25 protein-coding genes are annotated in these 24,817 nt (G+C 66.3%); 15 read left to right on the top strand and 10 right to left on the bottom strand.

Translation table 11 applies throughout. The features are described 5' to 3' along the window. Positions 1-143 precede the first annotated feature (143 nt). Genes GGD82_RS01735 through GGD82_RS01725 form a run of 3 tightly spaced genes read left to right on the top strand, consistent with a single transcriptional unit; the run spans position 144 to position 3,650 of the window. On the top strand, positions 144-1,391 hold the full coding sequence (locus tag GGD82_RS01735) for an EAL domain-containing protein (RefSeq protein ID WP_150060488.1): 1,248 nt from the start codon (positions 144-146) through the stop codon (positions 1,389-1,391). Beyond that, positions 1,384-2,880: an EAL domain-containing protein gene (locus tag GGD82_RS01730; protein WP_150060489.1), complete on the top strand. Its 1,497-nt coding sequence runs from the start codon at positions 1,384-1,386 to the stop codon at positions 2,878-2,880. Before GGD82_RS01735 ends, GGD82_RS01730 begins: the two co-directional genes overlap by 8 nt. Beyond that, on the top strand, positions 2,877-3,650 hold the full coding sequence (locus tag GGD82_RS01725; protein ID WP_150060490.1) for an ABC transporter ATP-binding protein: 774 nt from the start codon (positions 2,877-2,879) through the stop codon (positions 3,648-3,650). The genes GGD82_RS01730 and GGD82_RS01725 overlap by 4 nt, the downstream gene beginning before the upstream one ends. A gap of 28 nt (positions 3,651-3,678) precedes the next feature. On the opposite strand, the gene GGD82_RS01720 is transcribed toward GGD82_RS01725, so the two are convergent. Further along, positions 3,679-4,338: an N-acetylmuramoyl-L-alanine amidase family protein gene (locus GGD82_RS01720; RefSeq protein ID WP_170284094.1), complete on the bottom strand. Its 660-nt coding sequence runs from the start codon at positions 4,336-4,338 to the stop codon at positions 3,679-3,681. A gap of 556 nt (positions 4,339-4,894) precedes the next feature. Between GGD82_RS01720 and GGD82_RS01715 the strand changes: the two genes are divergently transcribed. The 5 genes from GGD82_RS01715 (at position 4,895) to GGD82_RS01695 (ending at position 10,694) form a co-directional block, all read left to right on the top strand. Further along, a complete protein-coding gene (locus GGD82_RS01715; protein ID WP_150060492.1) occupies positions 4,895-5,986 on the top strand; it encodes an ABC transporter ATP-binding protein in 1,092 nt (363 codons plus the stop codon). Between the two features lie 123 nt (positions 5,987-6,109). Beyond that, positions 6,110-7,213, top strand: coding sequence for an ABC transporter substrate-binding protein (locus tag GGD82_RS01710; RefSeq protein WP_246163662.1), 1,104 nt, complete (start codon positions 6,110-6,112; stop codon positions 7,211-7,213). Positions 7,214-7,333: 120 nt separating this feature from the next. Further along, positions 7,334-8,644: an ABC transporter permease gene (locus GGD82_RS01705; RefSeq protein ID WP_150060493.1), complete on the top strand. Its 1,311-nt coding sequence runs from the start codon at positions 7,334-7,336 to the stop codon at positions 8,642-8,644. A 17-nt stretch (positions 8,645-8,661) separates the two neighbouring features. Next, on the top strand, positions 8,662-9,516 hold the full coding sequence (locus GGD82_RS01700; RefSeq protein WP_150060494.1) for an ABC transporter permease: 855 nt from the start codon (positions 8,662-8,664) through the stop codon (positions 9,514-9,516). A 350-nt stretch (positions 9,517-9,866) separates the two neighbouring features. Continuing rightward, positions 9,867-10,694 (top strand): MBL fold metallo-hydrolase, encoded by an 828-nt coding sequence (locus tag GGD82_RS01695; RefSeq protein WP_150060495.1) that lies wholly within the window; start codon positions 9,867-9,869, stop codon positions 10,692-10,694. Positions 10,695-10,736: 42 nt separating this feature from the next. Here the strand turns inward: GGD82_RS01695 and GGD82_RS01690 are convergent, their stop codons facing one another. After that, positions 10,737-11,363 (bottom strand): GNAT family N-acetyltransferase, encoded by a 627-nt coding sequence (locus GGD82_RS01690; protein ID WP_150060496.1) that lies wholly within the window; start codon positions 11,361-11,363, stop codon positions 10,737-10,739. Beyond that, positions 11,363-11,638: a hypothetical protein gene (locus GGD82_RS01685; protein WP_150060497.1), complete on the bottom strand. Its 276-nt coding sequence runs from the start codon at positions 11,636-11,638 to the stop codon at positions 11,363-11,365. Before GGD82_RS01685 ends, GGD82_RS01690 begins: the two co-directional genes overlap by 1 nt. Before the next feature lie 315 nt (positions 11,639-11,953). Between GGD82_RS01685 and cysG the strand changes: the two genes are divergently transcribed. From cysG to GGD82_RS01660, 5 genes are read left to right on the top strand one after another with little or no spacing between them, the layout of a single operon-like run. Continuing rightward, entirely contained in the window at positions 11,954-13,378 is a 1,425-nt protein-coding gene (gene cysG, locus GGD82_RS01680) for a siroheme synthase CysG (protein ID WP_150060813.1), read from the top strand. Between the two features lie 3 nt (positions 13,379-13,381). Beyond that, complete coding sequence (locus GGD82_RS01675) at positions 13,382-13,717, top strand: DUF2849 domain-containing protein (protein WP_150060498.1); 336 nt, start codon at positions 13,382-13,384, stop codon at positions 13,715-13,717. Positions 13,718-13,734: 17 nt separating this feature from the next. After that, positions 13,735-15,390: a nitrite/sulfite reductase gene (locus GGD82_RS01670; RefSeq protein WP_150060499.1), complete on the top strand. Its 1,656-nt coding sequence runs from the start codon at positions 13,735-13,737 to the stop codon at positions 15,388-15,390. Continuing rightward, complete coding sequence (locus tag GGD82_RS01665; protein WP_150060500.1) at positions 15,377-15,904, top strand: DUF934 domain-containing protein; 528 nt, start codon at positions 15,377-15,379, stop codon at positions 15,902-15,904. Before GGD82_RS01670 ends, GGD82_RS01665 begins: the two co-directional genes overlap by 14 nt. Beyond that, positions 15,901-16,692: a phosphoadenylyl-sulfate reductase gene (locus tag GGD82_RS01660; protein WP_246163663.1), complete on the top strand. Its 792-nt coding sequence runs from the start codon at positions 15,901-15,903 to the stop codon at positions 16,690-16,692. Before GGD82_RS01665 ends, GGD82_RS01660 begins: the two co-directional genes overlap by 4 nt. A gap of 153 nt (positions 16,693-16,845) precedes the next feature. Here the strand turns inward: GGD82_RS01660 and GGD82_RS01655 are convergent, their stop codons facing one another. The 4 genes from GGD82_RS01655 to GGD82_RS01640 form a co-directional block, all read right to left on the bottom strand. Beyond that, positions 16,846-17,655: a family 1 encapsulin nanocompartment shell protein gene (locus tag GGD82_RS01655; RefSeq protein ID WP_150060501.1), complete on the bottom strand. Its 810-nt coding sequence runs from the start codon at positions 17,653-17,655 to the stop codon at positions 16,846-16,848. Positions 17,656-17,659: 4 nt separating this feature from the next. Then, a complete protein-coding gene (locus GGD82_RS01650) occupies positions 17,660-18,058 on the bottom strand; it encodes a ferritin family protein (protein ID WP_150060502.1) in 399 nt (132 codons plus the stop codon). Positions 18,059-18,238: 180 nt separating this feature from the next. Beyond that, a complete protein-coding gene (locus GGD82_RS01645; RefSeq protein ID WP_150060503.1) occupies positions 18,239-19,450 on the bottom strand; it encodes a CaiB/BaiF CoA transferase family protein in 1,212 nt (403 codons plus the stop codon). Next, the gene (locus tag GGD82_RS01640; RefSeq protein ID WP_170284095.1) at positions 19,447-20,076 is read right to left on the bottom strand and encodes a YdcF family protein; all 630 of its coding nucleotides are present in this window, start codon (positions 20,074-20,076) and stop codon (positions 19,447-19,449) included. Before GGD82_RS01640 ends, GGD82_RS01645 begins: the two co-directional genes overlap by 4 nt. Before the next feature lie 252 nt (positions 20,077-20,328). Here GGD82_RS01640 and GGD82_RS01635 point away from each other — a divergent pair, with 252 nt between their 5' ends. Then, positions 20,329-21,066 carry a hypothetical protein gene (locus tag GGD82_RS01635; RefSeq protein ID WP_221240693.1) on the top strand — a complete coding sequence of 246 codons (738 nt, stop codon included), beginning with the start codon at positions 20,329-20,331 and terminating at the stop codon, positions 21,064-21,066. A gap of 38 nt (positions 21,067-21,104) precedes the next feature. Continuing rightward, complete coding sequence (locus GGD82_RS01630) at positions 21,105-21,863, top strand: class I SAM-dependent methyltransferase (RefSeq protein WP_150060506.1); 759 nt, start codon at positions 21,105-21,107, stop codon at positions 21,861-21,863. 25 nt (positions 21,864-21,888) lie between these two features. Here GGD82_RS01630 and GGD82_RS01625 read toward each other — a convergent pair whose 3' ends face one another. From GGD82_RS01625 to GGD82_RS01615, 3 genes are all read right to left on the bottom strand, one after another. After that, positions 21,889-22,050, bottom strand: a complete 162-nt coding sequence (locus tag GGD82_RS01625) for a glutathione S-transferase family protein (RefSeq protein WP_150060507.1) — start codon at positions 22,048-22,050, stop codon at positions 21,889-21,891. Between the two features lie 51 nt (positions 22,051-22,101). Then, complete coding sequence (locus tag GGD82_RS01620; RefSeq protein WP_150060508.1) at positions 22,102-24,135, bottom strand: elongation factor G; 2,034 nt, start codon at positions 24,133-24,135, stop codon at positions 22,102-22,104. Between the two features lie 305 nt (positions 24,136-24,440). After that, positions 24,441-24,815 (bottom strand): Hsp15 family ribosome-associated heat shock protein, encoded by a 375-nt coding sequence (locus tag GGD82_RS01615; protein ID WP_150060509.1) that lies wholly within the window; start codon positions 24,813-24,815, stop codon positions 24,441-24,443. Positions 24,816-24,817 lie beyond the last annotated feature (2 nt).

The raw sequence follows: 24,817 nt of genomic DNA, 5'->3' as shown, positions 1-24,817 counted from the left end.
TTACGGACATTACCCTCGTCCATGGGGATCAGAGTCTTCTGGATGTACTTGAGCGCCTGGACCGGGCGCCCGAAGGATGTCGGGCCGTTTATATAGCCCTGTCACGGCTCCGCCCTCACAACAGAGAGTGGATTCGCCTGCGTTTGGCGGCCCATCTGTTCGAGCCTCTCGTAACCGGCTACGGGGCGGAGGTTTTCCTTCTTTCGAACGGCGATCTGGTGGTGCTGGGACGCGACGTCCCGGCGACGGCCCTTGAAACCCATGTCGAGCGCCTGCGCGCCCTGTTCCGCACTGATCCTGCCAGTCGCGCGGAGTCTGAGGATGGCGAGGACCTGTTCGCCACGGCTTATGACCTGGAAGGGGGATCGCGCGACCTGCGCGTTCGGGTCACCGCTCTGCGATCGGGCGGGATCGACCCCTGGCGGGTCATGAATCGGACCCAGCCGCAAAAGCCGGATCGGGCACTGGAACCCCGCCCCCTGCTCCAGATCACACAGGCCCTGGATCGCCTGGACCCCCGCCAACTGATCCGCCGCCAACCCATTGTCCGGATCGATGCCGAACGACGCGGCACCATCGTGTGCGAGGAGTTCTACACCGCCCTGGCCGAGGTTCGCCGGCACTGTGCTCCGGACTTGGACATGCGGGCCAACCGGTGGCTGTTCCAGGAAGCGTGCCGCCTTCTCGACCCGCGCACGATTGCGGCCATCGCCGGGCTTGCGCCGTCGCCGCGCGCCGGCGTTGCCATCGGCCTCAACCTGACGCTCGAAACGGTGCTGGGCGCGGCCTTTGACCGCTTCCTCGCCGCCTTGCCTCCCAAGACCCGCCTGATCGTGGACATCAGCGTGATCGATGCGTTCACGAACCTGGACCTCGTTCCCCGTGCGTGGGAGCGTCTGCGGTCGGAGGAGCACGCCCTGTGCCTGGATGCCGTCGATCCGCGCGCCCTGGCCATGATCGATCCGGGGCGCCTACCCGTGGACCACATTAAACTGGTGTGGAGCGACGATCTTGCGGAGGCGTCGAGTGTCTGGGACGGCCCTCATCCGGACGTGTTGCTTCGCGCCCTGGGTCCGGACCGCACGATCCTGACGCGCGTCGAGAACGACCGCGCCATGATGTGGGGCCTGAAGAACAACATCCGGACGTTCCAGGGTTTTTTCGTCGATCACATCGTCGGTGCCACCACCATGGCCGGGTGCCCGAAGAGCCAAGCCTGCACCCTGGCCCAGTGCGTCGACCGCCGCCGCGCCGCGACCGGCGCCGCCCCGACCACCTGCCCCAATCCGCCGCAACTCACGGCCGTCACCGACTTCCGCGCCATGCCCGGCCGGTCGAGCGCCCAGGCGCCCCCCCCCGCGAGCGCCGCCAAGGGAGGCGCGCATGGCTGACACCCCCATGATCCGTTCGGGCTTCATGCTGCCCGACTATGCGCGGGAGATCGCCACCACGCACCTCGGGCTGCGAATCCTTCGCCTGAATGTCTCCGAACTGCGGCCGGAAAACCGCGAAGACGACGTTCTGCGGTCCCTAGAGGCCGCGCTGCGCCCCCTGGTCCGCGGCGGAACCGCCCGGATCTTTCGCATGCCAGAGGGCGACTACATCCTGGCCTTCCACAAGGACCAGACGGATCGTGTGCGGGCACTGCTGGTCCGCCTGCGGTTCCTGGTGCAAGACGATCCGCTCGCCGACCACTTCGGAGACCCGGCCGAACGGAACAGCCCGTTGCTGCACTGGTGGCGTCTGGAAGACGACTTCCCGAAGCTGCGCGCCCTTGCGGTGGCCCTGGAAGACGAAGCCATCCGGCGGGCCGAAGCCATGGCCCACCGCGACGGCACGCGGGCCGGAAGCGCAACGGTTAACGCCACGCACGCGGCCGCCGAAGCCGATGAACGCAGAGTCACACTTCGTCTGGGCGCGAACGCGGAGGCCAGCACCGCCCCCGGCACGGCATCGGGGCCTGCGCCCGTTGGCAGCCCTGGCGGGGCCCCGTCTTCGTCTACGTCGCCGCCCGCCGCTGGCTCGTCCGAAGAGCCGGATTGGCGCCCGATTGGGGCCACCGGCCCGGCGGCGGCGTCCGCGCGCGGCCGTGACTCGCGCGAAACCCAGGCGCGCCGGCCGATCGACCTGGATATTCTCGACCGGCTGGTGAATGGCGTAGCCCGCGCGGATCTGGCCAATCATGTGCGCCGCCAGACCGTGTGCGCGCTGGTCGGCAACGCACCGCCCCAACCCGTGTTTTCGGAGATCTACGTCTCGATCCCCGAATTGCGGGACACGATTGCGCCGAATGTCGACCTGGCGGCCAACCGCTGGCTGTTCCAGCATTTCACCGAGACCCTGGACCGCCGCATCCTGGCGTGGCTCAACCAGGGCGGCGGGCGCCCGACGCAAGCCGGGTTTTCCATCAACATCAACGTCGACACGATCCTGTCCGAGAACTTTCTGCGGTTCGAACAGGTTATTGCCGCCGGCATTCACGGCACTGTGATTCTCGAACTGCGCGTCGAGGACGTGTTCGCCGACCTTGAGGCCTTTGCCTTCGCGCGGGACTTCATCCATCAGCGCGGTTATCGTCTGTGCCTCGACTTCCTGACGCCGGACACCTTGGCGTTGCTGGACCGCCAGCGCCTGGGCGTCGATCTGCTGAAGCTGTTCTGGCGGCCCGACCTGCCTCATCACCTGGATACGCCCGCAGGTCGGACGGTCGTGGACCGGCTGAAGCGGGGCGAAGGCGGCCGGACGATCCTGTGTCGGTGTGACGACGCCGCCGCCGTGACCCTCGGGCGCTCGATCGGGATCACCATGTTTCAGGGCCGTCATATCGACGACCTGACGTCCATCGTCGACGGACCGGTGGCGCCGGACGCATGGCCATGAGTCTGGACACCGAGGAGACCGTCCCCGCAATCGAGGCCGACGGACTGACCAAGGTGTTCGAAGGACCGAATCGTCAGCCCGTCACCGCCGTGGACGGTATCGCCTTCCGTGTGCCGGGCAACCGGACCATCGGGCTTCTCGGCGGCAACGGCGCGGGAAAGACCACGACGATCTCGATGGTCGTGGGTCTGCTGTTGCCCACGTCCGGATCCTTGCGGGTCCTGGGCCGCGACATGGTCCACGATCGCCATCTCGCGCTGGCGCGCATGAACTTTTCGTCGCCGTATGTCGACCTGCCGCACCGCCTGACCGTGCGAGAGAATCTGAACATCTACGCACACCTCTATGGGGTGCCCTCGGCGCGCCTGCGGATCGAGGCGGTAGCCGAGGACCTGCACCTGACGGACCTTCTGAAACGCCCCGCCGGCAAGCTGTCGGCCGGGCAGAAGACCCGCGTATCCCTCGCCAAGGCGATGCTGAACGACCCGGTCCTTCTTCTGTTGGACGAACCGACGGCCTCGCTCGATCCGGACACCGGCGACTGGGTGCGGGACTACCTGATCCGTTGGCGCGCACGCACGGGCGCAACGATGTTCCTGGCCTCCCACAACATGGCGGAGGTGGAACGCCTGTGCGACGAGGTGCTCATTATGAAGGCGGGACGGATCCAGGACCAGGGCGCGCCCGGGGCGCTGATTGGCCGGTATGGGCGGCGGACCCTGGAGGAGGTGTTTCTGGATATCGCCCGCACGCCGGATCCGTTCGCCTGACTCACCCCGCCCCCACTGCGGTCCTCGCCTACCGCCCCACCGGCAGGGGCGGACAACTGGCGAGGATGCCCCGGGCAATGGCCTCGGCCATGGTGTCCTGACGGAACGGGTCCCGCAAGCGCACCTCCTCCTCCGGATGCACGATCACGCCCGCCTCGAACAAAACCGCCGGCATCGCCGCCGTCTTCAACACGATGAGATCCGCGAAGTCGTAAATCCCCAGCGCGGCGTCGAGCAGCGGGCGGTTCTCGCCGGGGATGGGCTCGGCGTGGTGGAGGCTGGGCTCCAACCCCCAATCGGCCAACGCGCGCCCGATGCCCTGGGCGACCGCGAGGCTGGCCTCCGTCGCCGGATTCTTGTGCGAGATGAACAGCGAATAGCCCCGGGCGTACCGGCTGAACCTGGCCGCGGCGCCGTCCAGTTGGCCCCGTTCCAGATAGCGGGGCTGAACCGAATCGTGATGGATCGAAAGGAAGAGATCCGCCCCGCGCGCCGCCGCGATCTGGGTGCGCGCAAACAGGTCGGGCGCCTCACCGCTCGCCGTCCGAACCAGGAAGGCCGCGAGACCGGAGGCCGCCAACTGATCGCGGACCCGGGTCGCCAACTCCAGATTGAAGGCGTATTCGGGCCTCCCTCGTGCACTGGTCGCCCCAGAGGCGGCCGGGGAATGCCCAATATCCACGGCCACGGTCACACCACCCGGGGCGCAACTCGCCCAGGACGATTCGTCTCCCCATGCGACCCAAGCCGCGATAGCAACAGCTAAAACGTGCCAAGCGCGACGCTGGAGCCGCCTTCTTGACTTCAGCGGGAGCCCGCTCCCCGTGAACCATGCATGCGTCATCTTTGGGCGTTCCATAACATTATGTGAGGCATCATGCCCAGTTGCCGAGCATTTCGGCAACCGATCAAGTCCGGCGGCACGCACTCTTTCGGCGATAGGGACCGTAATCTACGGCATATTAAATCTTCACTTTACGGTCACTTAACACATTAGGCATACGAATCCATAGACTTCTGTGAGTGCAGCGCATTATATATAGGCACTTATTCTGTGATAATCTATATATTTACCTTCATCATTCTCCCTTTGTTATTTGTATCCTCAAAATGAGGCTGTTGTTTTTTTGCATGGGCATGCTAGCGTAAATGCAAATATCAGCATGGGGCATAGGGGCAACTAAGCCCGAACCACGCGCCAGCGCAGGGACAGAGCGAGACACGGGCAGGAGGACGAGACACGCATGGCGGAGATCACCGACCCGTTCGTACGGTTTCAGAACGTCCAAAAGAGCTACGACGGCGAAACGCTGGTCGTGAAGAACCTGCAACTCGATATCGCCAAGGGCGAGTTTCTGACCCTGCTTGGCCCGTCCGGGTCCGGAAAGACCACCTGCCTAATGATGCTGGCCGGCTTCGAAAGCCCGACCCACGGCGAGATCATGCTGGACGGCCATCCCATCCACAACGTCCCGCCCCACAAGCGCGGCATCGGCATGGTGTTTCAGAACTATGCCTTGTTCCCGCATATGACCGTGACGGAAAACGTCGGATACCCGCTGAAGGTCCGGGGGATCGGTAGGAACGAGATGGCGCGCCGCGTGGATCGCGCCCTGACCATGGTCGAGTTGGGCCATCTGGGCGGACGCCGTCCGGCCCAGCTCTCCGGCGGCCAGCAGCAGCGCGTCGCCCTCGCCCGCGCCCTGGTGTTCGAACCGGCCCTCGTGCTGCTCGACGAGCCTCTGGGCGCGCTGGACAAGAATCTGCGCGAGCAGATGCAGTACGAACTGAAGCACATTCACGCCACTCTGGGCGTCACCATGGTGTACGTGACGCACGACCAGACCGAAGCCCTGACCATGTCGGACCGCATCGCCGTGTTCGACGATGGGATTATCCAGCAGCTCGACGAACCCTCCACGCTCTATGAAGAGCCAAGCAACGCCTTCGTGGCGCAGTTCATCGGCGAGAACAACCGGCTCCTCGGGACGGTCGAGTCGGTCGATGGAACCGACTGCATCGTTCAGACGGACAACGGCGACCCCATCCGGGCGCTGAACGTCCGCACCACCGGTCCGGGTGGGCGCACCCTGATGTCACTCCGCCCTGAGCGGATTTCCATAAATCCGAACCCAGGCTCAATGCCGAACATCCTGCCGGCCGAGGTGCTGGAGGTCATCTATGTCGGGGACCACATCCGGTCGCGCATGAGCGTCTGCGGCCGCGATGACTTCATCGTCAAGGTTCCCAACTGGGCCGGCCATGTGCATCTGCGCCGGGGTGAAAAGGTTGAAATCGGCTGGTTTGCCAGTGACTGCCGAGCCCTGGACGCGTGAGCGGAACCCGGTGGTAGAAGCCGACGGCGTCGCCTCACCGGGTCCGGACCACGTGGCCGCCCCGGGCGAGCGACCCGCACATCCGATCAACCATGCACAAAGAAAACAGGGAGTACGGATTCCATGACGGGACTGACGAAATACCTGCGCACCACCATGGCCGCCGCCTGTGCCGTGGCGGCGACCGGAGCGGCCGGTGCCGCGCACGCCGAAGGCACCCTGAATGTAGTGTCCTGGGGTGGCGCCTATGCCAAAAGCCAGATTGAGGCCTACCACAAGCCGTGGATGGAGCAGACCGGCAATCAAATCAACTCGATCGACTATGACGGCAATGTCGCGCCGGTGAAGGCGCAGGTCGAATCCGGCAACGTCACCTGGGACGTCGTGGACGTGGAGCTGTCGGACGCCGTCCGGCTGTGCGACGAGGGCTTGATCGAGCTGATGCCGCTGGAGGAGTTGCCGCCAGCGCCGGATGGCACCCCGGCGGAGGACGATTTCATCCCGGGCACGCTGCACGACTGTGCCGTGGCGACCATCGTCTGGACGAACATCTACGCCTACGACGAGACGCAGTTCCCGGACAATCCGCCGAAGACCGTCGCGGACTTCTTCGACGTTGAGACCTTCCCGGGCAAGCGCGGCATGCGCAAGTTCGCCAAGGCCAACCTCGAAATGGCGCTGATGGGCGACGGCGTGCCGGCGAATGAGGTCTATGACGTGCTGTCGACGCCCGAGGGCGTGGACCGGGCCTTTGCCATGCTCGACAAGATCAAGGATGACGTCGTGTGGTGGGAAGCCGGTGCCCAGCCGCCGCAGATGCTCGCCGACGGCGAGGTGTCCATGACCACCGCCTACAACGGTCGCATCTTCAACGCCATCGCCGTTGAGGATAAGCCGTTCAAGATCGTCTGGGACGGTCAGGTGTGGGATCTGGACCTGTGGGTCATTCCGAAGGACGCCCCGCACAAGGACCTGGCCTGGGAGTTCATCAAATTCTCCACCGCCACGGAGCAGTTGGCGCATCAGGCGGAGTGGATCTCCTACGGCCCGGCGCGCATGTCGTCCGTGCCGCTGATCGGCGATCATGCGGAAGCCGGCATCCCGATGGGCCCGCACATGCCGACCGCGCCTGAGAACTTTACCAACGCGGTGCAGAACGACTTCCTCTGGTGGGCCGATCACGCCGACGAGATGAACGAGCGCTTCAACGCCTGGCTTGCCCAGTAAGGGCCGCCCTGGCCGGCGCCACGGGCACCGATCCGAGGTGCCCGTCGGACGCCCGACACGAAACCCGGTCCGCTGACACCGATCCGCCGTCACCGAACCGCAGGAGCGAGGGGCACCGCCATGGCCACAGCCCAGTCCGCCCTCCCGTCCGGCGCCGCCTCCGGCGGTCCCAGCGGCGGGCCAACAGACGGAGTGCTGCGCACCAACGATGGTGTCCCGCTGAAGACCACGCTACGCCGCGTGAACCGGCGTCAAAAGATCATTGCGTTCGGCCTCGTGCTACCGCTGTTCCTGTTCATTCTGATCACGTTCCTGGCGCCAATCGGCATGATGCTGTTCCGCGCCGTCGACAACCCCGTGCTGCAGGAGCAGATCCCGCGCACCGTGGCGCTGCTCAACGAGACCTGGGATGGGGAAGGCCTGCCCGACGACGCGGTCTATGACACGCTCGCCGAGGAGATGATCCAGCAGTACAAGGTCCGCGAGATCGCCAAGGTCGGGACCCGCCTGAACTACGAGCAGGGCGGCCTGCGCAGCCTGATCACCTCGACCGCGCGCACCATCGCCCGCCGGGCCGAGCCGCCGTGGAAAGAGGCGTTCATCAAAATCGACGAACGCTGGGGCGAGCCAGAGACCTGGGGCATCATCCAGAATGCTGCGCCCCGGTATACGCTGTCGTTCGTCCTGGCCGCGCTGGACTTGCGCTATGACTGGCAGGGCGACATCGTCAGCCAGCCCGAGAACGAACAGATCTACGTCAAGATGTTCGTCCGCACGATCTGGATCAGCGGACTGGTGACCGTGCTGTGCCTCGCGCTGGGCTTCCCGGTCGGCTACCTGCTCGCCAACCTGCCCATGCGCCAGTCGAACCTGCTGATGATCCTGGTGCTGCTGCCGTTCTGGACCTCGCTGCTGGTGCGCACCACCACGTGGATCGTGCTGTTGCAGACTGAGGGCGTGCTCAACGACATCATGGTGTGGGTCGGCCTGATCTCCGACGACGGCCGCGTTCAGATGATCTACAACCAGCTCGGCACCATCATCGCCATGACGCACATCCTGCTGCCGTTCATGGTGCTGCCGATCTTCTCGGTCATGAAGACCATCTCCCCCAGCCACATGCGCGCCGCCCGCTCCCTGGGCGCGACGCCGCCGCGTGCCTTCTGGGACGTCTATGTGCCGCAAACCCTGCCGGGGATCGGCGCGGGCTCCATTCTCGTGTTCATCCTGTCGGTGGGGTACTACATCACGCCCGCGCTGGTCGGCGGACGCACCGGCCAGCTCATCTCCAACTTCATCGCCTACCACATGCAGAAGTCGCTGAACTGGGGCCTCGCGGCCGCGCTCGGCGGGCTGCTGCTGCTTGGCGTGCTTGTGCTGTACTGGCTCTACAACAGGCTGGTCGGCATCGACAAAATGAAGTTCGGATAAGGTCGGGAGACACGACGATGAGCGCCTTGCCCCCGTACGCCGGCCCGCTGGAACGCATCTGGTACTACGCCTTCCGCGTGATCTGCGGCCTGATCCTCTTCTTCCTTATCATGCCGATCCTGGTGATCATCCCGTTGTCGTTCAACGCGGAGCCCTACTTCACCTTCACCCCGGGCATGCTGGCGCTGGACAGCGATGCGTTCTCGCTGCGCTGGTACCGCGACATCATCGAGAATGAGCAATGGCTGCACTCGATGAAGAACAGCTTCATCATCGGGATCTGCGCCACCATCCTGGCCACGGCCCTGGGGACACTGGCCGCTCTCGGCCTGACCCGCGCGCACATGCCCGCGCGCAACCTGTTCATGGGCATTCTGATCTCGCCGATGATCGTACCGCTCATCATCACGGCGGCCGGCATGTACTTCTTCTACTCCGACGTGGGGCTGGCCCAGACCCTGCCCGGCATCATCCTGGCGCACACCGCGCTCGGCACGCCCTTCGTGGTCATTACCGTCACGGCCACACTGGCCGGGTTCGACACCAACCTGATCCGGGCGTCGAGCAGCCTGGGTGCCACGCCGACCTACACCTTCTTCCACGTGACCATGCCGCTGATCATGCCGGGTATGGTCTCGGGCGCGCTGTTCGCCTTCATCACCAGCTTCGACGAAGTGGTGGTGGTGCTGTTCCTGGCCGGGTTCGAGGAGCGGACCATTCCGCGCCAGATGTGGGCCGGCATTCGCGAGCAGATCAGCCCGACCATCCTGGCCGTGGCGACCCTGCTCATCGGCGTATCGATCCTGCTGCTGGTGACCCTGGAAGTGCTGCGGCGGCGCGGCGAGCGGCTGCGCGGCTTGAGCCCGGGCTGACGAAACGGCGTCGTGATCGGAGTTGGGCGTGAGCGCCGACAGGCCATGCCGCCGGCCCAGGGCGTCCGCGCGCACCATGAGCCGCGCCGTCCTGTGCGGGACGTCTATCCGAGGCCGCGCCCTTCTGGAGTCCCCGCACGAAGCCATTGCGCGCGCCTCACGCGACCAGACCAAGGCGCCCCCTCAGCCGGCGCGCCGTACACGGTGATGGATGGAGCGGGCCTCTCCACCGAATCCGGGCACACGTCCCGGCCCAAACGGTCAGATTGCGCCCGGCCGAACCGGTCGCCTATTGTGCCAAAAGACGGCAAATAATCTGGGGGTGTTTGAATGACTCAGGACAGCGCACCATGGGATGCTGGGTGAAGTTTTGGGGCGTGCGCGGCAGCATTCCTTGCCCGACCCCCGACCACATCATCTACGGCGGCAACACAAGCTGCGTCGAGGTCCATTTTGATGGACATCATATCGCGCTCGACGCCGGGACGGGGTTGCGGCTTCTGGGCAAGGCATGGCGGGCACACGAGGTGAAAAAGGCCACGCTCCTGATGACCCACACACATTGGGATCACATTATCGGCTTTCCCTTTTTCGCTCCGGCCTACTGCGCCGATTTCGCCCTCGACATCCTGGCCGGACACGTGGCCAAAAACGGCGGAATCCGCCGCCTGTTTTCCAGCCATATGTCGGACCCGATGTTTCCGGTGCCCCTGGATTCCATGCACAGCACGATGACGTTCCAGGACTTCCAACCGGGCGATACGTTCGTTTTGGAGGATGCCGTGACCGTCCGTACGGCACCGCTGAACCACCCCAACATGGCGACGGGGTATCGGCTGGAATACGGGGATCTCGCCATCTGCTATGTCACGGATACGGAGCATGTGCCCGGCCACCCGGACCCGAACGTCCTGCGGCTGATCGACGGGGCCGACCTGGTCATCTACGACAGCACCTACACGGACGAGGAGTTCCACGCCAAGATCGGATGGGGCCATTCGACCTGGCAGGAAGGGATTCGGCTGTGCCAGCAGGCGGGCGCGAAGCGTCTGGTGGTGTTCCATCACGAACCCGAGCACGACGACGCGTTCATGGGCCGCGTGGAAGACGACGTCCGCCAGCGGTGGTCCGATGCGCTGGTCGCCCGGGAAGGTATGACGGTAACCCTGCGCGCGTGACCCTGCGGTGACACAGCCCCAGTCGTCGACCAAGGTCGGCGATCAGGTGCCTTGGCCCCCGTCAGGGTTCGCGCTCTCCGCCGGCGTGTCGGCCGCGCGCCCTTCGTCGAGCGGGGCCGTCGCCGCGCCGGACCCGATGGCCCGCTGCATGTAGATGGTACCCAGCCAACGCCCGAACTTCCGCCCGACGGCGGGAAGCTCCCCGATGAGCTCGAACCCGAGCTTGCGATGCAGCGCGACCGACGCCTCCCCGCCCGGCGTGGTGATGACCGCAATCATTTGCCGGACATCGCGCGCGCCGCAGCGGTCGATCACCGCGTTAAGCAGCGCCGCCCCCAGCCCGAGCCCGGCCGCGGACGGATCCAGATACACACTATCCTCGACGGTCAGTCGATACGCCGGACGCGCCCGGAACGGACCGGCATAGGCATACCCGAGAACGCGCCCGTTCCCACTCTCGCGGGCCACCAGCCAGGGGAGCCCGGCGGCCTGCACCGCCGCCATCCGGTCCGTCATGGCGGCACACGTGGGCGGCTCCAGTTCAAAGGTTGCCGTGCCTGTCCGCACATGATGGGCGTAGATGGCCTGGACCGCCGCCGCATCCTCGACGGCCGCGTCGGTTATGGACCAGCGTGCGGCGTCCTCCCTCACGGCACTGCGATCCGACATCAGATGGCCTCGATCTCCAGTACCGCTGTCCGGGCGTGCACCGCCTCGAAGCCCCCCGACGCCGCGATCAGGTCCAGGGTCGGCCGGGCGGCACCGTCGGCCACGATCTGAGACGTTTCATCCCGAGCGTCCATTTCGGGAACGTGTGGATGAAAGCGCCGGTACACGTCAACCGCCACCTCGAACGCCGTGCTGTCACAGGCTGCGGTCTGCTCCATTATGATGTTGTAGGCCGTCTGGATGGCGACTCTAGCTCGTTCTGAAGAACCGGACATGGATGACCTCATTCTGTGGTTGCCCGCGCCGGACTGACGCTCCATCGAACGAACCATACACCAAAGAGGGGCATTCGCGCACGGATTTATCACCACTTTTGATTGTTTCTTGTTATGACAGCCTTACGATGACATTGATTGCGTACGCATAATTTCCAAAAAAATCTCGCACGAGGCGAGCACGCGCCATTTTCAACATTATATTTTTGTTGTTTTATCAAATAACACTATTTTTTTGTGTTTTATAAACATTGACGACCAAAAACCTCTGTGGAATTGTCTGACGCTGTAATCGCCCTTCTGTCCGAGGCTCTCATGCTCGTTTCTCTCGACCTGACCGGCCGCCCGACCCTCGTCGTGGGCGGCGATGCCGCCGCTGCGGCGAAAGCGCGGCTGCTGGACGAGTCCGGCTCCCACGTCACCGTCGTGACCGACGCGCCGGACGCGGACGTGCGCGCCATGGCCACCGCCGGCCGGGTCATCCTGGCCGAACGCAGCGTGCAGCCCTGCGACGTCGTGGGGCGCGCGATGGTCATCGTCGCGGTCGAGGACACCGAAACCGCCGAGCGGGTGGTCGGCTGGGCCCGGGCCGTCCACGTCACGGTCAACGCCGTGGATCGCCCCGCGCTGTCCGACGTGGCGATCCCCGCCATGGTCCGGCGCGGCCCGATCGAGGTCGGCATCGCGAGCGGCGGCGCGGCGCCGGCACTGGCCCGCATGATCCGCTCCCGCATCGAGTCGATCCTGCCAGACCGCATCGGCGAGGTGGCGCAGTTCGCCGCCCGCTTCCGCGCGGCGGTCAAAGCCACGGTCCCGGCGGGACGTGCGCGCCGCCGCCTGTGGGATCGGGTGTTCCAAGGCGATATCGCCGAGCGCATCCTTGCCGGGGACGAGTCGGCGGCCGCCGAGCGCATGATCGCCCTGATCAACCGGCCCGCCGAGGCCGTGCCCGCCGCCGACGCCCGGGGCGTGGTCCATCTCGTCGGGGCCGGCCCGGGCGATCCCGAACTGTTGACCCTGAAGGCGCAGCGCCTGCTTCAGGCCGCCGATGTGATTTTCTACGACAGCCTCGTCGATGCCCGCGTGCTCGACCTCGCCCGCCGCGACGCCACCCGCGTGCCGGTGGGCAAGCGCAAGGGCGCGCCCGGCATCGGACAGGCCGCCATTCACGGGCTGATGGTCGAGGCGGCTACGGACGGCCAGCGTGTCGTCCGGCTGAAGGGCGGCGATCCGTTCGTGTTCGGCCGTGGCGGCGAGGAAGCCGCCGCGCTGGAGGCCGCCGGCATCGACGTGGCGGTGGTGCCTGGCATCACGGCCGCATTGGGATGCGCCGCCAGTGCGGGCATTCCCCTGACCCACCGCGACCATGCCTCAGCGGTCACCCTGCTGACCGGCCAGGCCCATGACGACGAGGACGTCGATCCGGCTACGCTGACCGCCGGGGACCACACCCTGGTGGTCTACATGGGCCGATCCCGGGCCGGCGCCCTCGCCCGCCGCCTGATGACCGCCGGCGTCCCCACCGGCCTGCCGGTGGCGATCATCGAAAACGGCACCCGCCCGGACCAGACCGTCTGGACCGGGACCATCGCCACCCTTCCGGACCTCGCCGCCAACACCGGTGACGGCCCGGCCCTGATTGTCCTGGGCGAGGTCGTCCGGCTCACGCCGGCCTGGACCGCCCGGACGTCTGCACCCTCCTCCCCCCGCATTGCCCTGCCTTCCCACACGAGGACCTGACCGATGGCTCGCAAGCTCCGCGCCGACGCTCCGCGCATCATCACCGCCAATCGCCTGATCGACGGCGTCGTGGTCTACCGCGCCGCCGACGGCTCCTGGACGACGCGCCTGAACAAGGCCCGGGTGGTGACCAATGCGCCCGATCTCGACGCGATGATGCCGGGCTGTATGGCGGACGTGGAGGCCTGTCAGGTGGTCAGCCTGGATGTCGTGGAAGTGCTCCACGACCCGAAGGCCGGCCCCCGCCCGCTCGGCCAGCGCGAAACCATTCGCGCCGCCGGCCCGACCATTGTCCTGCCGGTGGACCGGCCCATCCCCGCCGCCCGGCCGTCCGCCTGAGCCCGAAAGGACCCCCGATGTACCAGTACGATGCCCACGATCAGGCCTTGGTCGATCAGCGCGTGAGCGAGTTCCGCGATCAGGTGAGCCGCCGGCTGTCCGGCGCCCTGACCGAGGACCAGTTCAAGCCGCTTCGCCTTATGAACGGGCTGTACCTTCAGCTCCACGCCTACATGCTGCGGGTGGCCATCCCCTACGGCACGCTGTCGTCGCACCAGATGCGCGTTCTGGCCCATATCGCCCGCCGCTATGACCGGGGCTACGGCCATTTCACCACGCGCCAGAACATCCAGTACAACTGGATCAAGCTGGCCGACGCGCCCGATATCCTGGCGGACTTGGCGGCCGAGCAGATGCACGCCATTCAGACCAGCGGCAACTGCATCCGTAACGTAACGTCCGACCCCTGGGCCGGCGTCGCGGCCGACGAGATCGAGGATCCGCGCATCGCAGCGGAGATCCTGCGGCAGTGGTCCACGTTCCACCCGGAATTCAGCTTCCTACCGCGCAAGTTCAAGATCGCCATCACCGGCGCGCCGACGGACCGCGCGGCGGTCAAGGTGCATGACATCGGCCTGCGCATGCATCGCGACGAGCGCGGCGCGGTGGGGTACGAGGTCATCGTCGGCGGCGGGCTCGGCCGGACGCCGATCATCGGCAAGACGCTGCGCCCGTTCCTGCCGAAAGAGCACCTACTCAGCTACCTCGAAGCCATCATGCGCGTCTACAACACGCATGGCCGGCGCGACAACATGTACAAAGCCCGCATCAAAATTCTCGTCGAAGCCCTTGGAATCGATGAGTTTCGGCGTCAGGTCGAAGCCGAATGGGAACCCCTTCGCGACGGCGCTTTGCGGCTGCCTCCCGAGACCTACGCCGCCATCACCGAACGGTTCGCGCCCCCGCTGTACGAACAGCGGACCGGCAGCGTCGCCACGCTGGTGCGGGACCCCGAGACCGATCCGGCGCTCGCCCGTTGGGTCCAAGCCAACGTCGCTCCACACAAGGTGCCGGGCTACGGCATTGTGAACATCTCGCTGAAGGGCACCGGGCAGATTCCGGGCGACGCCACCGCCAGCCAGATGGAACTGGTGGCCAAAATGGCCGACCTCTACAGCCTGGGTGAGATCCGGGTGACACACGAGCAGAATCTGGTCCTGCCGCATGTGCGGCTGAGTGATCTGCCGGCGCTCTGGCGCACCCTGGATGCGGGCGATCTCGCCACGCCCAACGTCGGGCTGATCAGCGACATCATTGCATGCCCCGGCCTGGACTACTGCTCGCTCGCCAACGCGCGCTCAATTCCGCTGGCCCAGGCGCTGTCGGAGCGGTTCAGCGACATGACCCGCGCGCAGGCGATCGGGCCGCTGCACATCAATATTTCAGGGTGCATCAACGCCTGCGCCCATCACCACGTGGGGCACATCGGGGTTCTCGGCGTCGATCGGAAGGGCGAGGAACTCTACCAGATCACCCTCGGCGGCCGCTCGGATGAAGCGGCGGCCCTGGGTCGGATCGTGGGCCCCGCCGTACCGGCCCATCAGGCCATCGAGATGATCGCCGGGTTCGTCGACACCTACCTCGCCATCCGCCACCCCGGTGAGCTGTTCATCGACACCGTGGAGCGCCTCGGCACCGCCCCGTTCAAGGAGACCCTCCATGCCGCTGCTTGAGAACGGTCACCACGTCGCCGATCGCTGGACCGCGCTTCCGGATGCTGAACCGGTGCCCGACGACGGGCCGGTCCTCGTCTCGCTGGATCGCCTGAAGGCGGAGGCTGACACGCTTTGGACGCGCTCCGCCCCGATTGGCGTCCGCCTGCCCAACGACGTCCCCGTATCTGCGCTCGTGGCGGCGGTGGGCGGCGCACTGGATCGGCTGTCGCTGATCGTTTTGTCGTTCCCGGCCTTCAAGGACGGTCGCGCCTACACCCAGGCGCGGCAGCTTCGGGACACGCACGGTTACCAGGGCAGCCTGCGCGCGACCGGGGATGTGCTGCGCGACCAGCTCTATTTCATGGCCCGCTGTGGGATCGATGCCGTCGAGATCGACAGCACCGACCCGGAAGGCGATTGGCAGGCGTCGGTAACGACATTCGGCGCCGTGTATCAGCCCGCCAGCGATGACCGCACCCCGATCAGCGTGCAGCGGCTGGCGGCTCTCGGACGGAAAGGGGTCGCAGCATGACCCAGGATAGCGGACACGACGACACACACGACAATACAATCATTTTCCCCGGGCGTCGCCCGGACCTGCCGGCCGGACCGATCCGCGAGGCCATGACCGCCGGTGGCACGCTGTCGGCGCCGGAGTTGCTGGAAAGAGCGGTTCGGACGTGGTTTCCGGGCGAGGTGGCCGTAGTGTCCTCGTTCGGCACGGAATCCGCCGTGCTGCTGCATCAGGTCGCACTCATCGACCCGGCCACGCCGGTCCTGTTCCTGGAGACCGGCAAGCTGTTCGGGGAAACCCTACGGTACCGCGACAGCCTGATTGAGCGGCTGGGGCTGACCGACGTGCGCTCCCTGCGGCCCGACCCGGCCGCGCTGAAACAGGCCGACGCGGACGGCGTTCTGTGGATGCGCAATCCGGACGCCTGCTGCTACGTGCGGAAGGTGGAACCGCTGGAACGCGGCTTACGGCCCTTCAAGGCCTGGATCAACGGGCGTAAGCGGCACCATGGAGGCCAGCGTGCCGGTCTGCCGCTGGTCGAGTACGTCGATGGCCGGGCCAAGCTGAACCCGCTGGCTGGGTGGAGCCGCGACGATATCGAGGCCTACTTCGAGCGCCACGACCTGCCCCACCACCCGCTTGAGGCAGACGGGTTCCTCTCCGTCGGCTGCATGCCGTGCTCGGACCGTGTCGCCCCGGGCGAGGATATCCGCGCGGGACGCTGGCGCGGCCAGGAGAAGACCGAATGCGGCATCCACAATCGGCCACGCCCGGCACCGGCCGCCGCCTGCGGCGGGTGCGGCTGACGCGTAACCTTCAGACCGGTCGGCGATGGAGCGGACGCGCCCGGTCCATCGCCTCGGCCGCTTCGCGGCGCCGGGTTGCCTGAAGACAAAAAAGGGGCGGGGAGCGCCAGACGACGCTCTCCCGCCCCTTTCGCGTACGAGACGTGCGAGAGATCAGGCCGACTTCGGCTTGATCACGCAGACCGCGTCCTCATCCTGCATGCGCAGGACGAGGCTTTCATTGACGAACAGTTCGCAATGAATGCCGTCTGTCCCGACATAGCCACACATCAGATCCTGGCCGATTTCCAGGCTACCGACCCGGGGGTCGATGATGGCCGCACCGTCGATGCTGGCCTTGAAAATGCCCCGCGTGCACAAGCGTCGCAGGTGGTTGATCAGCAACATCTCGCTGTCCGGATAGCGGCGGAACAGCGCGTTGTAGTACTTCGGCGCCAGAACCAGGGCATGCGGGCCCCGGAACCCGGCCTCGTCCAGCCGGGTCACGGCCGCCAGAACGTTTTCCAGCGCATCGTCCGGCTTGGTCCAGTCGCCACCATCCATCCGGCAGGCACCGCTGTTTTCCAGCAGACCGGGCAGACCGAACTCGGGCCGGCCGTAGTAGACGATCTGCTCCTCAAGCCGCGCGACCGCCTCGGCGGCGTCCTCGGCGGGGGACAGGTCGAGCGGCTGGCCGTTCGACTGCCACGCCGCGATCCGGCGCAGGGACAGCTTGAAGGTCTTGCGCAGCATCGGGACGGAGACCGCGCGGCCCATGACGGCGCCAGCCTCGCCCTCTTCCGGCTGGCGGCAATAGTCGTCGTTCGACAGCTCAATCGACGTCAGGCCCGGACCGTACGGGCCACCGACCTCAAGAAAACGACGAGCCGTCATCAGCTCGCGAGCGGCCTCGGCGGCGGCCGCGTCGACCCGTTCCCAAACGTCGGATCCGAATGGAGCGTGGGAGCGATTGAGGAAATCCATGAGCTCAGCCCTCCCCGCCGTCGGAAATGGCACCGATGGTAAAGCCACGTCCCGGCTTTGCCGGCGCCTCGGCCTCCGCCGCACCGGCACCGTTCGACCGGCCCGTGTCCTCCTCCTCAATCTCGGTAATCTTGTCTTCGGTGAACAGGTACGTCTGCATGTACTCACCCCAGTCCGCATTGGTGCGGCGCATCCACTCCAGCACCATGCAGGCGTGCTCCATCTCCTCACGCATGTTGTGCAGAAGGATCTCGCGCAACGCCGGATCCTCGCAGTCGTCGGCGCGCTGCCGATACCAATCCACGGCTTCCAGTTCTTCCATCACGGAAACGATGGCGTGATGCTGGGAGAGCGTCTCCCGGGACAGGCGCTCACGGGGCGCGTGGAGTCCCTCACTTGACATGATGTTGTGACCTCCGGTCAGGTTTCGGACAGATGAAATGAATCGAAACAGGTCCGCAGCGTAGGCTCTGTGTCCGCCCCGGCGCCGCGCGACTACCCAGAAGCTAGGTGTCGTGGCCCTTGTTTTCCAGGGGTGATACACGTCGCCCCCCGGAAAACGGGCCCCACCCCAACACACCCCCTAGATCACGCCGTCGCCCCGCAGGGTCGCTCTCTCAGCCTCCGACAGCCCCAGTAGGTCCTCCAGCACGGCATCCGTATCGGCGCCCAGCGCCGGTCCCGGATGGTCGATCCGCCCCGGCGTCGCGGACATGCGCGGCAGCACATTGGGCAGAGTCACCGGCCCCACCTCCTCCGCCAGCACGCGCACCAGATTGCCGCGCGCCGCGAAATGCGGATCGTCGAAGATGTCGGCGATGGTGTTGATGGCACCGCAGGGCACATGCCCTTCGGTGCAGATGCGCACGACCTCGTCCCGGGGCATGGTGCGCGTCCAGGCCTCCACTAGGTCATCAACGGTGGCCCGATGCGCCAGCCGCTCCGCCGTGGTCCCGTAGGCATCCACCAGATCCGGACGCTGCATCACATCGGCGAGGCGCGCGAACATCTTGTCGCTGGTGCAGGCGATCGCCACCCAGGCGCCGTCTCCGCAGGGGAAGTGCCCATGGGGACAGGCGTTGATCGTACCCGCCCCTTCCCGGCCGCGCACCGTTCCCTCGGCCGCATACCGGGGGGCAAGTTCATCCAGCACCCGGAACACGGACTCGTACAAGGCGATATCGATCTCCTGCCCCTCGCCGGTGCGCTCCGCGTGCCGCAGGGCCATGAGAATACCGACCGCCCCGAACAGGCCGGACATGTAGTCGCCGAGCGACGTTGAGCCGGGCGTCACAGGCGGACCGTCCGGCATACCGGCCAGGTGGGTCAGCCCTCCCACCGCGTGTGCGATGCGGGCGAACCCAGGCCGGTCGGCATAGGGGCCGGTCTGCCCGTACCCGCTGACCCGCAGCATGACGAGCGCCGGATTAACCGCGCGCAACTCCGCCCAGCCGAGGCCCCACCGTTCCATGGTCCCGGGTCGGAAGTTTTCGCACACCACATGAGATTTTGCGGCCAGGGCCTTGAAAATACGCACACCGGACGCCTTTCTGAGGTCCAGGGTGACGGAGCGCTTGTTACGCGCTTCGCTGAGGAACGCGAGGCTGTCCCCACGCGCGGTCGGCGTGCCGAAGCGCCGGAACGGGTCGCCCCCGCCCGGCTGTTCCACCTTGATGACCTCCGCCCCGAACTCGGCCAGGATGGCAGTGGCGAACGGGCCGGCAATGAAGCTCGCGGCATCGAGGATTCGGACACCGTCCAGGGGACGCGGCGAGGCGGGCGGCGCAGAGGTCATGGCGGGGTCTCGTCCTTTCGGTGGTGGCGATCCTGTGGACCAACCGCGGCGGTCCCGGCATCATCATGCCCAGGCACCGGGGCGGTCACAACCCGGCGGACACGCCACAGGCGTGGCAGGTAGACGAGCAACGCCAGGATCTCCCAGAACTGGGCACTTCGTCGCGCCCGGTGATCCGTTATCGGCGCGCCCAGGCCGTCAATGGTGACGGTCAGGCCGCGCCCCCGCGCGACCCGGCGGAAACACCAGAGCGCCCGGCGTAGGTGCGGCGCGTCCGTCACCACGACGATCCGGCCCGGCATCGGATCCGCGCCGGCCACCAGGTCCAGCGCGTGCCGGGCATTGCCGAGGGTATCCCCGGACTCCGCTTCCAACACCAGTCGATCCGAGGGCACACCGGCCTCACGCGCCAGTTCGGCCATCAGGTGGGCCTCGGGCGGTACGCCGGGCGGGTGCCGCTTGCCGTACCCGCCCGAGACCACCAAGCGTGCATGGGGCCATGCCAGCACCGTGCGCGCCGCCAGCGCAACGCGCCGGCGCATGGCCGGGCTGACGGACCCGTCGGTCCGCACGGCCGCGCCCAGCGCAATGACCATGACGCTCTCGTCGTTCCTTAGGTATCGCATGACGTGCGCCATTCCCTACACAACAGTGGACACTCAGCCGGAATGCCTGGAATATGGGCGAACTCGCTCGTCACGTCTCCCGGGGCCCGCCCTCGGGGGCAACCGTTCACCCTTGCGACGCCACGGGCAATGGCTTCGATTGGTTCCATTACGCTCTACCGAGAGAAGTCCGTTATCCACCGCTTCGACGGCACATCGGATGGCCGTGATGGGCAAAACGGTGGATTCGTGCTTCGGAGCAACCGCCTGACGATGGAGACATCGATCGGGGACAAGCGCTCTGTCGTCGTCGTGCGGGGCCATAACATCGCGGGAACGCTGCGCATGGCCGCCATCGTCGCGGAGCGGTTCCTGCGGGACCCGGGTCTGTTCGAGCCCGGCCACGCCTATCCGCCGGACTGGAACGACCTCTGGTCGCGAAAAACCTCGCCCTACGACAAGCACTTCAACCAGAACAATTGGGCCTCTCTGCATGTGGGCGGGGAGACCGTGTTCGCAACCCGTGACTCGGACGCCCTGCAGGGGATCGAGCGTCTCGCCGAGGGCGCGGACCTCGACGAGAAAACCCTGCGCGCCGCGACGCGCGGACTGTTCGGGACCGTGTCTCCAGACGATGTCGTGGTGCAGCACGAAAGCCAGACGGCCGTCGTCGTCACGCCATTCGAGGATTATTTGCGGACCGCCGTGTTGGAGCGACACAGCGGTCGCACGGGCTCCTTTTCCTTTCAAGTGCGCCGCGCCACGGACCACCCCGCCCGCCCGCACTCTGTAATGACATTCTGTGCCGACGTGATCGAAAGCTGCAATCTGCGGCAGTTTCTGGAGCGGGCGCCGGACGGTTCGGATCGAACCCTGACACCGGCTTCGGCGAGGGCCATCCAATCGCAGATCGACGGCGCCCGAAAGCGTCGGCAGGAGTTGATCCAGTACATTGAGGGGTTCGAGCACGCCAACCGGGTTCAGTATCGACCCGAACGGCCGGACGTTTAAGTCACACCCGCCCCGACCGGCAAGGAAACGCCCCAGACATGACCTCCCCAACCATGACGGCACTGGGCCTGCCTGACGCCATGACCGGAGGGCTGCCCGTACGCGGCAGCCGCGCCACGGTCCTGGACACCCTGACGCCCGTGGACGGTTTGCACATCGTCGATATCGGCTGCGGCGACGGCACCTGGACGCGGTTCCTCACCGAAGCCGGCGCGCATGTCACCGGCATCGACCCGAACCCCCGCCAGCTTGACAAGGCACGTGCCACGCCGCTCGTCGGCGCCGAACGGTATATCTCGGCCGGCGCAGAGGCGTTGCCGCTGGAAGATCGCTGCCAGGACGTGGCGCTGTTCTTCAACAGCCTGCACCATGTGCCCGTGGACATAATGACCCCCGCCTTGATGGAGGCGGCGCGGGTGACCCGCCCCGGCGGACGCATCGTGGCGTTCGAACCCGTGGCGCGCGGCGCCAACTACACACTCAACCGGCCGATTGATGACGAGTTCGAGGTGCGCGCGCGGGCCCACCAGAGCCTGCACGCAGCGGCGGACGATCCAGACACGCCGCTGACCTTGGAGCAGGAGTTCGAGTACATTACCGTTGGAACGAAGCGGGATTTTGAGGCTTGGCGCGAGTATATGGTCCGGATCAGCCCCGTGCGCGCGGTAACGTTCGAGGCCAACGAGGCCGACCTGCGGGCCCATTTCGACCGTGTTCTGGCCGATCTGCCCCGCGACGAGGAGGGCGCGGCCCTGCTCGACCAACCCATGCGCGCGACGGTGCTACGCCGGACGTAGGCGCCGTCGGTAAAACGGTAGGCCGTCAGGTCGCGTGTGAGATCGGAATGTAGCCGGGGTGTGCCGGCACGCTCTCGATCCAGGCGTATATGTTACTATACGGCGCCAGGCTGATCCCGCCCTCCGGCGCGACGTGGGTGTAGGCGAACAGCGCGATGTCCGCCAAGCCGTAGCAATCCCCCACCATGCACGGCCCTTGTCCTGACCACGCGCCAGGGCAAGGGCCCGCGCAGACGGGCTAGGCGTGTTCCAGGATCGCCTTGCGCCGGTCGACCACCTGATCGGCATCACGGCCGGACAGCTCCTGGAGATGATCGAACTCCCACGAGAATGTGCCGACGCCCATGGTCGCGGAGCGCAACTCGACGATCAGGTCGTGAATTTCCGACTGCGGCAGCATGCCGTGTACCACGTCCCAGCCGTCCCAGCCTTCCTTCTGGTCAAAGCCGAGGATCTGGCCGCGCCGGGTGGACAGAGCGCGCTGGGCCCGGCTGGTCGCGTCGTTCGGCACGCTGATCTCGACCTTCAGAATAGGCTCCAGAAGCACCGGCTGACACTCCGCGATGCCCTCGCGCATGGCCAACTGGGCGGCGGTCTTGAACGCCTGTTCGGAGCTGTCGACGGTGTGGAACGAGCCGTCGTACAGCGTCACCTCGAAATCCACGACCGGGAAGCCGAGAGGGCCCTGCCGCGACCACTCCTTCACGCCCTGCTCGACGGCCGGAATGTACTGGCGCGGCACGACACCGCCGGTGATCTTGTCGTGAAAGACGAAGCCGGCGCCGCGCGGCAGCGGCCCGATCTCCAGATGGACATCGCCGAACTGGCCATGACCACCGGTCTGGCGCTTGAACCGGCCCTGCTTCTTGGCGCTTTTTCGAATCGTTTCCTGATACGGCACCAACGGCTTTTCCGAGGCCACCTCGACGTTGTAGTGCCGCGCCAGACGGGCCAGCGCGACCTGAAGGTGGATGTCGCCCTGCCCCCAGAGCAGAAGCTCATTGGTTTCGGGATTCTGCTCGACCCTCAGACTGGGGTCTTCCTCGCTCAGCTTGGCGAGGGCACCGGACAGCTTCACGTCGTCGCCATGCTTGGCGGGACGCACCGCCAGCGCGGCGAGGGGCGACATCGGCTGCGGCCAATCCGCTTCCCGGGTGCCCTTACCATCCAGAAGCGCACCCGTCATGACGGACTCAAGGCGCCCCAGGCCCGCCACGGCTCCGGCCTCGGCCGACGCGATCTTGGCGGGCTGCCCGGCCGACGGAAATCCGTACAGCCCATTGATCTTTTCGCCGCCGATGTGGGCGCCGTCCTTCACTGGTCCCTGCCAGATACGGGCCAGCGACATCTTGCCGGTGTGGGCGGCGTGGACCGTCTTGAACACCTGAACCAGCGGCGCCTCGTCGCCGGCGTCGAGCAGACGGCGGGCGACGGTCTCCTCGACCGAGGGCGTCTCGTGACGCAGAGCTTTCATCAGGCGGACAACGCCGTTGTCTTCCAGCGCCCCGCCGAAGAACACCGGCACCACACGATCCTCGGCCAGATCCTTGGTGAGCGTCTGATAGACCTCGTCCTTGGCGGGGACGACGTCCTCCAGCAGTTCCTCAAGCATCTGGTCGTTGGTATCGGCGAGGTTTTCCAGAAGCTCCTGGCGGGCTTCCTCCTCGCGGTCGCGCACCGTCTCCGGCATCTGGATCAGATCGGAGCGTTCACCGGGGCGATACTTGTAGGCTCGTTCGCTGACCAGATCGACATAGCCGGTCACCTTGCCGTCCTCGCGAATCGGCACCTCGCGCAAAACCAGCGGGCGGTCGGACACGCCCTGAAGCGCCTCCATCAGTTCGCGCAGCGTGACCTGGGCGGTCTCGATCTTGTTGATGAAGATCATGTGCGGAATGTTGCGCTGATCCAGCAGCTTCATCAGCGGCATCGCCATGCGGACGCGCGCCGGATCGGGATCCACGACCACCACGCCGACGTCCGCGACCATCAGCGCGTCGACGGCGTCCTGGCGGAACTCAACCGAGCCCGGGCAATCCAGGAAGGTCCACGTGTCGCCCAGGTATTCGGCCTCCACCACATTGACCTCGGTCGACATGGCGCGGTCGCGCGCCTCCGGACTGGCGTCGCCAACGGTGTTCTTGTCTTCCACGCGGCCCTTGCGGTGGACTGCCCCACACGCCATCAACAGGCTCTCCAACAGACTGGTCTTGCCGGAGAGATACGGGCCGACGAGGGCGGCCACCCTGGGCGAGACAACGCGGTCGGGCATCTGTCATTTCCTCACTGGTTTTGGGTCGGGACACGGCCCGCCGACGGGCAGGCCCCGAAGCGGACGCATACGGGAAACAGACCGGAGTCGGCAGCGCGTCCGCCGTTTCCGTATGGTTGTCCTGGATGTCGTGCGATACAAGGACAAAGCGGCCCTTGAGCAGATCGTTACACCTGTGCAGATCGTTAAAAGTCCCTGTTTTTCGGGTAGCACAGGGCTTGATGCCCCCTCAACCCGTCCAATAGAGGGCGGCCTGCTTCCAAAGGCTCAGAGATCAGGCAAATGGCGCCCACAGGAATGGCGCTTCAGAACCCGCGCAATTTATCCGTTTCGCGCCGGTCCCGTTTCGTGGGTCGGCCAGACCCCGCCTCCCGCACCGGCGTCGGGGCCATGACCGGGTCATGCAGCCGCTCCGGCGGCGCGGTCTCCTCATACAAAGCCTGGGCTTCGGGCGCGGGGCCCCGCCGTTCTCCCAGCGCCACCACCCGCAGGCGTCGCCGCCAAGGGCCCAGGATCAACACAACCTCGTCCCCGGGCCGAACGGTGGTGCTCGGCTTCCCCACCGTCGCCCCGTTCAGCGACACGTGCCCGCCGGTACACAGCGCCTGCGCCAACCCCCGGGTCTTTCGAAAACGCGCAAACCACAGCCACTTGTCGATCCGTTGCACGGTGTCCGCCATTG

It is taken from the genome of Roseospira marina (assembly GCF_014197855.1).
Lineage (GTDB): Bacteria > Pseudomonadota > Alphaproteobacteria > Rhodospirillales > Rhodospirillaceae > Rhodospira > Rhodospira marina.
Note: the sequence above shows the minus strand (reverse complement) of the source record. Positions and strands in the feature narration are given on the sequence as shown.